This window comes from Nocardia sp. NPDC059236, from assembly GCF_042754085.1.
Lineage (GTDB): Bacteria > Actinomycetota > Actinomycetes > Mycobacteriales > Mycobacteriaceae > Nocardia.
Window position 1 is genome coordinate 20,172 of the sequence record NZ_JBHZAF010000008.1, and the last position, 13,691, is coordinate 33,862.

Annotated in this window: 14 protein-coding genes; 10 read left to right on the forward strand and 4 right to left on the reverse strand. The window is 62.5% G+C overall.

All coding sequences use genetic code 11. From position 1 onward, the window contains the following. Position 1 precedes the first annotated feature (1 nt). Positions 2-262, reverse strand: coding sequence for a ferredoxin family protein (locus tag ACFXIV_RS21540; protein ID WP_379396422.1), 261 nt, complete (start codon positions 260-262; stop codon positions 2-4). A gap of 716 nt (positions 263-978) precedes the next feature. On the opposite strand from ACFXIV_RS21540, the gene ACFXIV_RS21545 reads away from it, so the two are divergent. Continuing rightward, positions 979-1,290 (forward strand): hypothetical protein, encoded by a 312-nt coding sequence (locus ACFXIV_RS21545; protein WP_379396420.1) that lies wholly within the window; start codon positions 979-981, stop codon positions 1,288-1,290. Between the two features lie 192 nt (positions 1,291-1,482). Here ACFXIV_RS21545 and ACFXIV_RS21550 read toward each other — a convergent pair whose 3' ends face one another. Next, positions 1,483-3,309 carry an AMP-dependent synthetase/ligase gene (locus tag ACFXIV_RS21550; RefSeq protein ID WP_379396418.1) on the reverse strand — a complete coding sequence of 609 codons (1,827 nt, stop codon included), beginning with the start codon at positions 3,307-3,309 and terminating at the stop codon, positions 1,483-1,485. Positions 3,310-3,453: 144 nt separating this feature from the next. After that, positions 3,454-4,617, reverse strand: coding sequence for a thiolase family protein (locus tag ACFXIV_RS21555; RefSeq protein ID WP_379396416.1), 1,164 nt, complete (start codon positions 4,615-4,617; stop codon positions 3,454-3,456). A 374-nt stretch (positions 4,618-4,991) separates the two neighbouring features. Here ACFXIV_RS21555 and ACFXIV_RS21560 point away from each other — a divergent pair, with 374 nt between their 5' ends. Then, on the forward strand, positions 4,992-5,162 hold the full coding sequence (locus tag ACFXIV_RS21560) for a hypothetical protein (protein WP_379421312.1): 171 nt from the start codon (positions 4,992-4,994) through the stop codon (positions 5,160-5,162). A gap of 16 nt (positions 5,163-5,178) precedes the next feature. Here the strand turns inward: ACFXIV_RS21560 and ACFXIV_RS21565 are convergent, their stop codons facing one another. Then, positions 5,179-5,811: a TetR/AcrR family transcriptional regulator gene (locus ACFXIV_RS21565; RefSeq protein ID WP_379396412.1), complete on the reverse strand. Its 633-nt coding sequence runs from the start codon at positions 5,809-5,811 to the stop codon at positions 5,179-5,181. Between the two features lie 228 nt (positions 5,812-6,039). Here ACFXIV_RS21565 and ACFXIV_RS21570 point away from each other — a divergent pair, with 228 nt between their 5' ends. The 8 genes from ACFXIV_RS21570 (at position 6,040) to ACFXIV_RS21605 (ending at position 13,571) form a co-directional block, all read left to right on the forward strand. Next, positions 6,040-6,831: an enoyl-CoA hydratase/isomerase family protein gene (locus tag ACFXIV_RS21570; protein ID WP_379396410.1), complete on the forward strand. Its 792-nt coding sequence runs from the start codon at positions 6,040-6,042 to the stop codon at positions 6,829-6,831. A 1-nt stretch (position 6,832) separates the two neighbouring features. Continuing rightward, positions 6,833-7,978: an acyl-CoA dehydrogenase family protein gene (locus ACFXIV_RS21575; protein ID WP_379396408.1), complete on the forward strand. Its 1,146-nt coding sequence runs from the start codon at positions 6,833-6,835 to the stop codon at positions 7,976-7,978. A gap of 24 nt (positions 7,979-8,002) precedes the next feature. Next, on the forward strand, positions 8,003-9,127 hold the full coding sequence (locus ACFXIV_RS21580) for an acyl-CoA dehydrogenase family protein (protein ID WP_379396406.1): 1,125 nt from the start codon (positions 8,003-8,005) through the stop codon (positions 9,125-9,127). Beyond that, positions 9,124-10,146: an acyl-CoA dehydrogenase family protein gene (locus ACFXIV_RS21585; protein ID WP_379396404.1), complete on the forward strand. Its 1,023-nt coding sequence runs from the start codon at positions 9,124-9,126 to the stop codon at positions 10,144-10,146. The genes ACFXIV_RS21580 and ACFXIV_RS21585 overlap by 4 nt, the downstream gene beginning before the upstream one ends. Continuing rightward, on the forward strand, positions 10,143-10,610 hold the full coding sequence (locus ACFXIV_RS21590; RefSeq protein WP_379421313.1) for a PaaI family thioesterase: 468 nt from the start codon (positions 10,143-10,145) through the stop codon (positions 10,608-10,610). The genes ACFXIV_RS21585 and ACFXIV_RS21590 overlap by 4 nt, the downstream gene beginning before the upstream one ends. Continuing rightward, positions 10,607-11,431 carry an alpha/beta fold hydrolase gene (locus ACFXIV_RS21595; protein ID WP_379396400.1) on the forward strand — a complete coding sequence of 275 codons (825 nt, stop codon included), beginning with the start codon at positions 10,607-10,609 and terminating at the stop codon, positions 11,429-11,431. Before ACFXIV_RS21590 ends, ACFXIV_RS21595 begins: the two co-directional genes overlap by 4 nt. A 105-nt stretch (positions 11,432-11,536) precedes the next feature. Beyond that, on the forward strand, positions 11,537-12,433 hold the full coding sequence (locus ACFXIV_RS21600; protein WP_379396398.1) for an enoyl-CoA hydratase: 897 nt from the start codon (positions 11,537-11,539) through the stop codon (positions 12,431-12,433). 1 nt (position 12,434) lies between these two features. Then, on the forward strand, positions 12,435-13,571 hold the full coding sequence (locus ACFXIV_RS21605; protein ID WP_379396396.1) for a CaiB/BaiF CoA transferase family protein: 1,137 nt from the start codon (positions 12,435-12,437) through the stop codon (positions 13,569-13,571). Positions 13,572-13,691: the final 120 nt, after the last annotated feature.

A 13,691-nucleotide genomic window follows, 5' to 3' on the forward strand; every position in this document is an offset into this window, starting at 1 on the left:
CTCAACCCCCGATTTCGAAGTACTCGCGGTTGACCGTGGCGTAATGCTCCCATTGCGGAGGCAAACTGCCTTCCTCGTGAATCGCGAGGACAGGGCACACATCCCGGCACGCCCCGCAGTTGATGCAGGTAGCCGGATTTATGTACAACTGCTCCGCCTCGTCGAAGTCGTTATCCTCAGGACCCGGACTGATACAGTTGACCGGACATATTTCCAGGCAAGAGTAGTCCGCGATACACGGGGCTGCGATTACATGGGCCATTATTTGTTCCGTTCCATGGTTGTGCCGTCCGCGAGAACGGCTCCCTGCGCGTTCGCCTTGATGCAGGGCTGCTTCCGCATAGCACCTGCGCCACGAAACTCTTCAGCGCGTACATCACTCGACGGTAGGAAAGCTGACACCACTCAGGCCGGCCCATGAAAAGGTCCGATACAGTCGGAGTCGGCTAGCCCACTCTGCTACAACAATTCCCGTCCCACCATCGAGTCGGCCATGGATCATGGCGGCGCACACGGTACAAGGTCACCGAGGAGTACTTCTCATGCAGTGGCAGGCCTCACGGGTCGAGTTGATTGTGAGATAGGTAATATCTTAATAAATGAGGTCCGTCACAGTCAACCCCTTTCCGATTCTCGTCCCGCCCATCTCTGCGTGGGGATTCCAAAGCTGGACCCTGGGCGTCGAAGCGTTGGGCGGTAGTAGGCACGACCGACCTGCGCTGAAGACCGACTGGTGCTCAGCCCGAGGAACTAGGAACCCTGCCGGCCTGCGATGAGTTACAGCGGCAGTCGCACGACCCGCAGCGGAGAGAGCTCGGCGCAGCGCGTTGCACGACGCATGTGTACGAGCGTTGAATCAGGCGGTCAAGTTCAAACGGTGCCGCACCACCGACCTCCGCTCCACGTGTCAGCGTTCATTGGGCAACGGCTCTGGCACAAAGTTGCTGGCGCCCTGGTGATTTGGGAGTCGAGCTGGCTGTGGCCGAGCATCTGGTATCGAGGCTGGCGATCACGGGGGAGACGATGGCCGAAATTCTGGCCGAGGCCGGGGGCCAGAATTATCGATCCGATCCGATATACACGGCCAGACGGAATATCTCACAGTCGCAACAGGTTTCGACCTCACGGTCGCTGGTCGGTGTGATGCTGGTGCCGCAGCGGGTGCCCGGGATTGACGCCGCGGCGGTGCTGCAACAGGACTACTGCGACAGTCGAGGCTGGTCGTGGGTTGCGGGCCGGGCAGGTCGCTACGGAGCTGGGAATACCGACCATCGATCGGGTCGAAGGTGAAAGCGTTGCGCCCGAGGTTGAAGCGGTTGGTGGCTCGGGGCTGGCTCCATCGGCAGCCCTCGGGGCTGTTCAGTCAACCAATGATGGTGGCGTAACCGGTGATTGACGGCTTTACGCCGCTGTGGGGGCCGATGCCGGCTCACCGAGGCGGGCGGGACCTGGTGGTAGCGAGAGGATCACCACAAACCCCGGCTACGAGTACAGCGATTCGATGTCGGCGGCGTATTTGCGGTGGATAACGCGGCGCTTGAGTTTGGCAGTGGGCGTGAGTTCGTCACTGTCGGGAGCCCATGCACCGGGGACCAGGATGAACTTCTTGATCTGCTCGTTGCTGTTGAGACGCTCGTTACCGCGGTCGACGGCAGCCTGGATCTCTGCTCGCAACTCCGCGGAGTTGACGATTACGTCGATCGGTCGATCGGACAATCCCAATCGCGAAGCCGCGGCCGGAACGGCATCCAGGTCGAGCGTTATCAGCGCGGTCACGTATCGACGTCCGTCGCCGATCGCCACTACTTGGCCGATGAGGGAACTCTGACCCAGGATCGCCATCTCGATATTCGCTGGCGACATGTTCTTACCAGCACTGTTGATGATGATTTCTTTTTTGCGGTCGATGATCTTCACGAAACCGTCCGTATCGATCTCTGCGATATCGCCGGTGTGTACCCAGCCGTCTTCGTCGATCGCAGATGCGTTCTGTGCGTCCGCATTTCGGTAGCCGATCATGTTCATGTCCGCGCGCGCGAGGATCTCACCGTCGGGCCCGAGCCGAATCTCGACACCGGGTAGTGGCTTTCCAGCCGTACCGGTTTTGTACTCGTCGACGCGATTGAAGATATTGAGTGAGGTTTCGGTCGCACCATAGGCCTCGAGCATGGGGACACCGACGGCGCGGAAGAAATACACCACATCCGCGGCGACAGGCGCTCCGCCGATGATGGCGACTTGGAGTCGGTCGAGCCCGAGCCGCGCGAGGATCGGCTCGAACAACGACAACCCTTCACGCCTCCTGAGGCGCAGATCGTCGGTCATCTCCAGTGCGGAAGTGCTGCCCGACTCGAGTGCGCGGGCGGCCTCGAGTCCGAACTGGAGAGCGGCTCGTGTGCGCGACCGCAGTGCGGTGTCCTGCTCGGCCTCGATCTGAGCTTCAAGAGCTACCTGCAGCTTCTCGAACAATCGCGGCGACGAAAAGAGGACGTCGGGATGGGCGTCCTGCAACGCCTGAGGAACGTCGTTCATGGCCGGGCATGCTGTGATCGTCGCGCCGTTGATCAGGGCCATGTGATGACCGTTGATCCTGCCGCCTGCATGTGCCATCGGGAGGAACGACACCAGTGCGTCTTTCGGCATGGGCACGGCCGCGTCGAGTGCGCGCAGTTGCGACATCACCGTCCGGTTCGACCATTGTGCGGCTTTGGGTGGGCCGGTAGTGCCCGAGGTGTAGATGATGCACTCGACGTCGTCCGGTTCGATGCTGCGCCATGCCGAGTCGAAGTCGAACTCCGGGTCCGATGCGGCCTCGAGCTCGGCGAGCGGGACTGTGCCGGGAGCGGCTTCATCGAGAACGACAATGTGATGGACCTCGTGCACTACCGCCTCGAGCGCTGTCTGCACCTTGGCAAGAAATCGTCGTTCCGTGACGACGATTCGGGCACCCGCGTTATCAACTTGATAGGTGATCTGCTCGGGTGAAGAGCTGTTGAAGATCCCGAAGGGAACTGCACCGATATGTGCGGCGGCGTAGTCGACGAGGTGGTTCTCGACCGAGTTCGTCGCAAGGATGGCAAGGCAATCCGCTTTGCGCAGTCCGTGCGCCCACAGGCCCTCGGCGATGGACTTGACCCGTTGACCGGTCTCGCGCCAGGTGAGATGCGTTCCGCCGCCGATTGTTCGAAGCCCGGTTTTGTCCGCGTGCGCTGCGACTGTCCGTTGGAACGCCGCCGCCAGAGTACGGGCAGCGACGGGGGCGGACTCCGACGTATGTCCGTCGCCTGCTGCTGCGGCCACTGCAGTCATCGGTTTCTCCTGACCGTTCTTGGGCAAGTGCCGGATCGAGTGGGTGCGCGAGGACGACCACTCGCAGGCCACTCGACGCGATTAGAGTAGGAATGTCTCAATATTTGGCGGCTGTATCGGAGGACGGCGCGGCAGCCGTCTCGTTCAAACCGCCGTCAGGACGACCGCAGCCGCCATGCCTCCGCCGGCGCACATCGCGACGACCCCGATCCCGGAGCCTCGGCGGAACAGTTCATGGGACACGGTGGTCAGCATTCGCGCACCGGATGCTGCGACAGGATGCCCGAGTGAACATCCGCTGCCCCACGGGTTCACGCGGCTCTCATCGAGTCCGAGTTCGCGCACGGCGGCGATCGGAACGGAGGCGAACGCCTCGTTGATCTCCCAGATGTCGACCGCATTCACTGATACGCCGGTTCGGTCCAGGGCTTTCCGTATGGCCGCGATTACCCCCGTGCCGGTCTCTTCGGGCTCGACACCTACAGCGGCCCAGCCCCTGATTGCGGCGAGGGGGCGAGTGCCGATCCGGTCGGCGGCGTCGGCTCCCGCGATGACCAGGGCCGCGGCCGCATCGTTGATTCCGCTCGAGTTACCCGCAGTGATCGAGAAGTCGGCAATCTCCGGATGCAGCACCCGCAAGGCCGACAATCGCTCCAGGCTGGTGTCCGGTCGTGGATGCTCATCGGTTGCGAAAGCCGCCACCGAGCCATCCTTTTGTGTGACATCCAGAGGAACGATCTCATCCTTGAACTGGCCCGATTCGATGGCATGTACTGCCCGCTGATGTGAGCGCAGAGCCCACGCGTCCATCTCGGATCGGGAGATGCCCATTCGGCGAGCGGTATTCCATCCAACAGTGATCGACATGTCGTGGGCTGGGGCCTCTGACGTAGGACGATGCGATTCGGAGACCCAGTCGACCGTGCGATCGAGCGGTTCGGTGAGTGTTGGAGCTGTTGAGGACGACTGGACGCCGCCCGCCACGATCACATCCGCGGCACCGCAGCCGATGTTTGCAGCAGCGGTCGTTACTGCTGTCAAACCGCCGGCGCAATGACGATTGACGGCCAGGCCGGGAACCCCTCGCAGTCCCACCTCGAGTGCGGTGTATCGAGCAAGCACTCCACCGCCGTAAAGGGATTCGGCAAGGATCACATCGTCGATGCTGTTGCCCTCTGCGCCCGACCTCTTCACCGCCTCTCTGACCACTGGAATGGACAGGTCGGCGGCGGGGACGTTGCGAAGGCTTCCCTTGAACGCGGTGCCGATCGCGGTTCGGCAGGCCGACAGGACGACGACGTCATGCATGAGGGCTCCTCGATGGGGTGGAGCTGCCCAACCCCGGGAAAATATGAGACTATATGTTTCAATAACATAGTCTCAGGCCTTGCTGCACGTCAATGATCGAAAGTCGCGGTCTCATCGCCGCGCGTGTCGAAACCGATGTGTCGCGAGGCCGCTGCCGATGGAGGTCGTCCGTGGTCACGCCCGAACAGATTGCAATGAGCTTCTACCGTGCGATGGCGTCCGGTTCCCGGGGATCCGTCGAAGAGGTCGTGTGCAGGTCTTTCGCCGAGGATGCAACCTTGACCAGGCCGGAGTCGCTTCCGGGGGGTGGGGTCCTGGCCGGCCGTCGGTCGATTGTCGCCTTTCTCGGCCCGGCGGCAGGCAAGGTGCCACTCGTGGTGAATCGGATTTTCACCGACGACTCCGGGCTGAACCTTTTCGCCTCGGTGACAATAACGTTGGCGGGTCGGCCAATGGATGCCCTCGAGTGGTGGACCTTCGACGACGGGCGTGTGCACACCATCCGGGCCTTCTACTGGGACACGGCGGCAATGAGTCAGCGGTGAACTTGGTTCACACGCCTCACTTTGCGCGGTGTGGAGAGATCAGCTGAACCGCTGCTTCCGCGATCTCTTCGGGCGTGAAGCCCTCCGTCTCTCGATACCAGCGAGACACCCAGATGGCCATGCCAAGCAACAGGCGAGTGGTGATCCGCGGATCGGACCACTGAAGTACACCGGCCTTCATTGCTCGCGTAACCGCCGTCGTCCAGATCGACTCGTAGTTGCGACTCCACTCTTGCCAGCGTGCGTATGCCTCGGGCGCAAGACCGATTCCGCCGAACATGACTGCGAGATAGCGCCGGGTCTTGATTGCCGCCTCAATCTGCAGGCGAAGCAGTCCGAGCAAGGCATCCTCAGGGTTGTCGGCCTTGGCCATCAGTTCGGCGGCGCCGGCGCTGAGTTCGTGTGTGAGTCGCTCCAGCACGATTCCCAGGAGATCGTCCTTGGTCGACACGGTCCGGTAAAGGGTTGCCCGCGAGACCGAGAGGCGTTCAGCAACGGCTTCGATCGAGACGGCGTCGTAGCCGCCCTCGGAGAACAGCTGAACTGCGACGTCGGTAACGTCGGCCATGGCGATTTCGCGCCTTGGCCGTCCCGGCCCCCGGCGCTCACGCGCGACAGCCGTTGTCTCCGTGGTGGTGTCGTCCGTCATGGTCGTTGTCATCCTCGTGCTAGGACTTGCGTTCTCACAACCATGGCACATGACTCCGTCTTGTTGTGTCCCGGCACGTCGCAACCCTGCGTGGATTGTTGACCCAGCCGCCGTTGCCCGGATATATTGAGACGGTAATGTTCAAAAAGGCCGGGCTTCGTGCTCGTGCTGCGGTGCACGCTCACGGCGCGTGCTGGACCGCGATCCGGCAATCAGGAGGACAGCACTGTGACCGCATTCGGGGCGCTCGACGTCCGCTCCAGGGACGGAATCTTCGTGATCACGTTGAATCGGCCCGATGTGCTCAATCGGTTCGACGCGACACTCGAACTGGAGTTGACCAGTGCTCTCGCTTCTGTCGCCGATGATCCGACGGCTCGGGTCGTCGTGCTGCTGTCGCAGGGAAAGGTCTTTTCGGCAGGTGGCGACTTCGACCTCATGCTCGAATGCAACGTCGACCTCGAGACCCGCCTCGCGGCGCTACAGCGGGCGCGCAAACTGCTGGAGGTGATCACCACCCTGCCGATACCTCTGATAGCCGGTGTTCAGGGGGCGGCGATCGGACTCGGCGCAACCGTAGCCGTCGGCAGCGACGTTGTGGTCGCATCGCGTAACGCGCGCATCGCTGATACGCATGTGGCCGTCGGTCTGACCGCAGGTGATGGCGGCGCGCTCTTCTGGCCGCAATCGGTGGGAACGCTGCGCGCTCGGCGCTACCTCCTGACCGGGGACGCTCTCACAGCCGAGATGGCCTACGAGTTCGGTCTGGTGACCGATCTGGTCGACGAACCCAGCGAGGTGGAGTCGGCCGCGATGTCGATTGCGGAACGGATCGCCGCGCTGCCGCCGCTCGGTGTACGGGGAACCAAGTTCGCGCTGAATCAACTGACCCGGCAGCGCGCCGGGGAGGTCGTCGAAACGGCGCTGATGTGGGAAGGTGCCACGCTCGGCTCGAATGACCTCGCCGAAGCCGTCTCGGCGTTCAAGCAGAAGCGCGTCGGAAAGTACGAGGGGCGCTGACATGTCCTTGACAGTGGAACAGCGTGATCTTGTCGCGGCCCTGCGAGACTTCTGCCAACGAGAGTGCGGGACCCGGGAACAGCGCAATGCTCTGACTCATAACGGCAAGCACGCACACAGCGACGTTGTCTACGGGAAGCTTGCTGCCGCAGGGTATCTCGGGATCTCGATTCCTGAAGAATACGGCGGCAGCGGGGGCGGGCTCATGGACCAGTGCCTGCTGCACGAGGAACTCTATCGAGGTTTGGCGCCGGTCCACGCCATCGGTTCAACGCATACTGTCGCTGGAATTTACAAGCGATTCGCCACCGAGACGCAGAAGAAATCGATGCTCTCCGCGATCGCCGGCGGTGCGCCCATGTCGATCAGTATCTCTGAACCCGAAGCCGGCTCGGACGCGGCCAACATTGCGTGCAAAGCCGAGCGTGTCGAGGGCGGCTACCGGATCAACGGGCAGAAGACATGGTGTTCTGCCGCGCAGCATGCGGCCTCGATCCTTCTGGTGGCGCGAACTTCCAGGGGTGATCGGCGACAGGACGGTCTGTCGATGTTCGAGATTCCGGCGAACGCTCCAGGGTTGACGATCATCGGTATCGAGACGATGGGCGGTGCGCTGGTCAACGACCTGTACTTCTCCGATGTCTTCGTGCCGGACGCCAATGTCGTAGGCGAGGTGGGCAACGGCTGGCACCAGCTTATGGCCGGGCTCAACGGCGAACGGCTCGTTGCCGGCGTCGAAGCGCTCGGGATGGCTCAGCGGACGTTCGATGACCTGGTGGCGTATCTGCGGGAGCGCAAGCAGTTCGGCAAGCCGATCGGCTCGTTTCAGGCGATCCGGCATCGGGTGGCTGATCTAGCCATCGAAATCGAAGCGTCGCGAGCGCTGGCCTACGCAACCATCGAGGCGGTGGAGCTCGGCAATGCGCCTGCGGAGGAGATCGTCCGCAAGACGTCGATCACGAAGGTGAAACTCACCGAGACCGCGAAGACCGTGGCGCTCGAAGGGGTGCAATTGATGGGCGGGTACGGCTATGCCGTGGAGTACGGCATGGAGAAGAACCTCCGCGATGCGATCGCGCCCACGATCTACGCCGGAACGAACGAGATTCAGCGAGAGGTCATCTCGACGACTCTCGGGCTGAAGTAGCCGAATCGAACCGAGGAGAACTCGATGCCGACCAATGTAGCCAGGATCGACGGTGACCCAGGCAGAATTCGAACCACGGTGCGGGAACTCGTAACCGAGTGGCGGGACCGAGGCCGATACATTCCTCGCAGCGACTCATGGGTCCGGTCTTTCGATCTCGACTTCAGTAAGCAGCTTGCCGACCGGGGGCTGATCGGTATGACATGGCCGGTGCAGTACGGCGGGGGCGGGCTCAGCAACGTTGCCAGACTGACCGCCACCGAGGAACTGCTGCGGGCGGGGGCTCCGGTTGCGGCGCACTGGATCGCGGACCGGCAGATCGGCCCGTCGATTCTGCGTCACGGATCGGAGCGTTTGAAAGAGGAGATTCTGCCCGGGATCACCCGAGGAGATTTCCTGTTCTGCCTCGGAATGAGCGAACCCGGCGCTGGATCGGATCTCGCGGCCGTGCGCACCACGGCGCACCGGGTCGATGGAGGATGGCGACTGACCGGCCGCAAGATTTGGACAAGTGGTGCGCATCGCGCGACACACGCCTACGTCTTAGCGCGCACCGAGAAGACCGAGCGCAAACACGACGGACTCAGCGAGTTTGTAGTCGATATGTCCGAGACCGGGGTGGAGGTTACGCCGATCGTCGACATGGCCGGCGAGCACCACTTCAACGAGGTCGCTTTCGACAACGTGTTCGTGCCCGAGCATCGGCTGATCGGGACCGAAGGGCGAGGCTGGAAACAAGTCCTCGAACAGCTTTCGTTCGAGCGTGGGGGAGCGGAGCGGGTGCTCTCGACGTATCCGGTGCTCGCGGCCATGGTTGAGGAATGCGCTGTCCACGGCGAGCAGTCGGACCTTGCGGAGTTCGGCGCCCTTTACGCGCGACTCAGTGGCCTTCGCCGACTGTGCATGAATGTAGCGCGCAACCTCGATGAAGGGCGGGCGCCCGTTCAGGAAGCGGCAACACTGAAACTCCTCGGCAATGAGTTCGAACGCGACGTCGTCTCCGCAGCGCGAACGATCCTTCGGCACCAGGATTGCGGCCCAACAAGTGTGTTCGGCCAAGCCCTTATCGCCTCGCCAGGGTTCAGCATCCGCGGTGGTGCGTCCGACGTCCTGTTGTCGATTATTGCCAAGGAGGAGGCGAGGGCATGAGCGAACACGATGCTCTCCGAGAACTGGTACAGGATCTCGTCGGTGACGAGGTACCTGAGAACACCGCTGATGTGACATCGCTATGGCGGCGATTCGAAGAGGCTGGACTGCTCGATGTCGGCGTGGACGAGGACCACGGAGGGTCCGGGGGCACGATGGCAGATCTCGCCGTGATCGTCGAGACGACAGGATACTTCGGCTCCCGGGTACCGATCATCGAAACCTCGATCGCCCGTTGGGTTCTTGCAGAAGCGAGCTCCACGGAGCTGTTCACCGGTTTCGTCACGTCGGTACTGGTCGACTTGTCCGAAGAAGCTCTACTGAAAGATCCGGTGGCGGTTCCTTCTGTTGCGTGGGGGCACTGTGCCGACCACGTGGTTCTGTGCCCGAGCGAGGGCAGACCAGTTGTCATCTCGATCGCCGATACCGCCGTTGATGTCGATCCCAAGCTGGACCTGGCTCGGTCCCCGAGCGACACGGTCAGCCTTGGCCATGGGAGCGCTCGTGTCGTTCTCGAGCACGCACCCGACCCCGATACCATCCGGGCCAGGTTCGCATTGCTGCGGGCGGCGGCTGTCTCGGGAGCCGTGCGCGGTACCTACGAACTCACCCGAGACTATGTACGTACTCGCGAGCAGTTCGGCGCGCCGCTGGTAAAGATCCCAGCGGTAGCCTCGGGTATCGCCACGATCCGGACCAAGGTGCTGGAGGCCGACGCTGCGCTGCAGACGGCACTTCCAGATTTGTCCGGACAAAACCTCGAAGTGCGTGTTTCCTCGGCCTTCGCCGCGCGTGTGGTAGCGGCGCGGTGCGCAACGGAGTGTGCCCGCTTGGCACATCAGCTGCATGGAGCGCTAGGGACCACAAGTGAGTATCCGCTGCACCGTTTCACCACCGCACTCTGGGCATGGCGGGATGCTGATCTGCCCGAGCCGGAATGGGCTCGGATGCTCGGCGAGCGTGTGCTGGCGGCTGGCGAGGCGGGGATCTGGGCAGAGATTGGAGCAAGTGCGACATGACAATTGCAGACTCGAGATTTGTTGCGCCGCCGATCGGCGAGTGGGACCTCTGGCCGGACTGGGCCTGTCAGGTTCCCGCGGCCGCTGCGATGCATCTTCGGTGCAGCGAGGTCGGTCCAGGTCACGCAGTTCTCCACCTGGAGGACTCGGTGTGGCCGCTCAACCCGAACGGAGCCACGCACGGCGGGCTCGTGGCGGCCGCTGCGGATCATTCCGGCGGTGTCGCAGCCATTTCCGTGCTCGGCGCAGCAGGGCTTCCAGCAACGGCGACGTTGACCGGCGAGTTTCTGCGGCCGGCCTTCGGCCCCTTGCGGTTCGAGGCCCGAGTGGTGAAAGCCGGTAGGTCACTGGTCTTCGTACGGGTCGATGTCACGAACCGTGACGGGGCCCTGTGCACGACGTTCACCGGCACGTGGAGTCCGATGGGGTCGGCTCCTACACGGACTTCGACGGAGTCGGTGTGAAACTGTCGCCCATCCTGGATGTGCAGGAGGTGGGCTCGGGGCCGGTAGTGGTGATGCTCGCGGGCTTCGGCCTCGACCATCGATTGTGGGACGGTCAAGTGGAGAGTCTGGCCTCCACTCACCGAGTGATCTGTGTGGACCTTCTCGGGACGGGCCGTTCGAGCAAGCCATTGACTGGCTATGCGACTGTCGAACAGGCAGATCTGCTGATCGACACCCTGCACAGACTCAGGGTGGACCGGTTCTCTCTCGTGGGGCACTCGTTCGGCGGGATGGTGGCATTCGCGGTCGCCGCTCTTCGCCCCGACTTGGTCGAGCGTCTGATTCTGGTCGGCAGCAACGGAGTCCGCGCGGCTCGCTCCGACGAGTTTCCCTTCGGGGCGCCGCCCGAGAAGATGTTGGACGCTTTGGTGACAGCCGAGCGGACCAACCCGGTGGCGAGTCGTCGCCGAACCCTCGCAGCGGGCTTCGCCTCGGATCCCGATCCGGCGGTGCTCGACTTCCTTACACGGATATTTCAGGACATGCCGTCGTGGTCCGCCATCGCCTGCTTCGAGCAGATGTACGCGACCGATCAGATCGAGTACATCGGTCGGCTGACGATGCCGGTCATGCAAGTCGTCGGTGAGTTGGATCGTGTGCACCCCGCGGCCGGTGCGCAGTGGCTACAGGCACGGTTGAAGTCGGCAGTGCTGGAGATTCTGCCATCGGTTGGTCACTATCCGATGTTCGAAAGTCCCGCGGCTCTGAGTTCATTCCTGGTGCGATCACTGGCGATGCCAATCCCCAGCGAAGATACGTCCACCAGCGCGCTCAGTTGATGATGGAGCCCACCCCGAGTTGCCGCCTGGCGGAGCCTCGATTCAGGAAGTGGGATGCGGCACTGATGGTGACCAGATGTCGCGCCCAAGGCAGGAGTCGCACCGATGTCGGAGTACAAGTACATCCGCTATGACACGATTGCCAATGGAACAATCGTCCGCATCAAGCTCGATCGGCCGCGGTATCGCAATGCTCAAAACCGCGGGCTGCTCGTCGAACTCGATGACGCGTTCGGTCGCGCGGAGCGCGACGACACAGTTCGTGTGATCATCTTGTCCGGCAATGGGCCTTCGTTCTCGGCCGGACATGACCTGGGCACCGGTGAAATGCGGGCAGAACGGGAACCAGGTCCCGACCAACATCGGACGTTCACGTGCAACGGTGCTACCGGTGGGCCTGTCGAGAGTCGGTATCGGCAGGAGTACCACTACTTCTTCGACAACACGCGGCGCTGGCGTGATCTCAGGAAGATTACGATCGCGCAGGTTCACGGCAAGGTGTTGTCCGCCGCACTGATGCTGGCCTGGTGTTGCGACCTGATCGTCGCCGCTGATGACACCGAGTTCGCCGACGTTGTGGGCACGAGGTTGGGAATGTGTGGGGTCGAGTACTTCGGTCATCCCTGGGAGTTCGGTCCGCGGAAGGCGAAGGAGCTTCTCCTGACTGGAGATTCGATCGGTGCGGACGAGGCGCACCGGCTTGGTATGGTCAGCAAGATCTTTGCTGCGGATCAACTCGAGGTCAGCACCGAACAGTTCGCGCGGCGCATCGCGGAATTGCCGACCATGACCGCGTTGACCATCAAGGATTCGGTGAATCAAAGCGTCGATGCGATGGGTTTCACCGCTGCGCTGAACGCGAGCTTCACAATCCATCAGCTCAACCACGCGCACTGGACCGTCGAGTCCGGCGGCACGTCTGTCGTCGGTACTCCAGCGCTGGGTCTGAGCGAACACCTCGTTGCGGCTCCGATCCGCCGATCGTCACCCACGGAGGCATGACATGGACCGAACGACTACTGCTGCATTGGACGGGATCCGAATTCTCGACTTCAGCAGGGTGTTGGCCGGGCCGTACGCCACGATGCTGCTCGCCGACTTCGGGGCGGAGGTGATCAAGATCGAGCGTCCAGGGGAGGGCGACGATACTCGTAGCTGGGGGCCGCCATGGTTCGGTGAGGAGTCGACGTACTACCTGGCGGTGAATCGCAACAAGCGTTCTTACACAATTGATCTCAAGGATGCGACGGCTCGGGACGAGCTTCTCGAACTGGCGCGGTCCAGTGATGTCGTCATCGAGAACTTCCGACCTGGGGCGATGGCGAAGCTGGGTCTCGGTTACGAGCAGGTGCGGGAGTTCAACCCGGGTGTTGTGTATTGCTCGATCAGTGGGTTCGGATCGGTGGGTGGAGCGCATCTGGCGGGCTACGACCTCATCGCTCAGGCTGCCGGCGGTCTGATGAGCATCACAGGGAATCCCGAGACCGGGCCTGCGAAAGCGGGTGTCGCGCTTGTCGATATCATCACCGGACTGCACGCGACGATAGGCATTCAGACCGCTCTGCTGGAGCGTAGCCGTACGGGCGAGGGCCAGTTGGTGGAGGTGAATCTGCTTTCATCGGTCTTGTCGGCGCTCAGCAACCAAGCCTCGGCGCACATTCTTACCGGCGTCGTGCCGAAGTTGATGGGTAATGCGCATCCGAGCGTCGCGCCGTACCAGCCCCTGACTACTGCGGATCGGCAGTTGACGGTGGCGGCGACCACGAACGGTCAGTTTCTCAAGCTCGTAACCGCGATCGGCCGAGCCGAATTGGCAGAAGACGCGCGGTATCGGACGAACGCCGATCGGGTCGCCCATCGTGAGACGTTGGTGACCGAACTCGAGACGGCGCTGTGTGCGAAGACCGCAGATGAGTGGTTCGAGATTCTCAGCTCTGTGGGCGTTCCGTGTGCACCGATCAACGACGTACGGCAGGCGATCGAGCTTGCCGATCGGTTGGGGCTGGAACCGATCGTCCGTCCCGAGAACGATCCTGATGGTGTTGCGCAGATACGTAATCCGATCTCGCTGGCGCGCACGCCAGCGCGTTATCGCAACGCACCGCCCGCGCTGAATACCACGACCGGTCTCGCAACGTAATGGTGCAGTCTGCGGCAGCGTCGTCGTCCATTCAGAAACTGAGTTTCGGATAAATGGGCTGGCCACCCGAGCTGTATCACATCCCGGAACTTGAGCTGTCGCACCCCGGTCTCCCCGAAT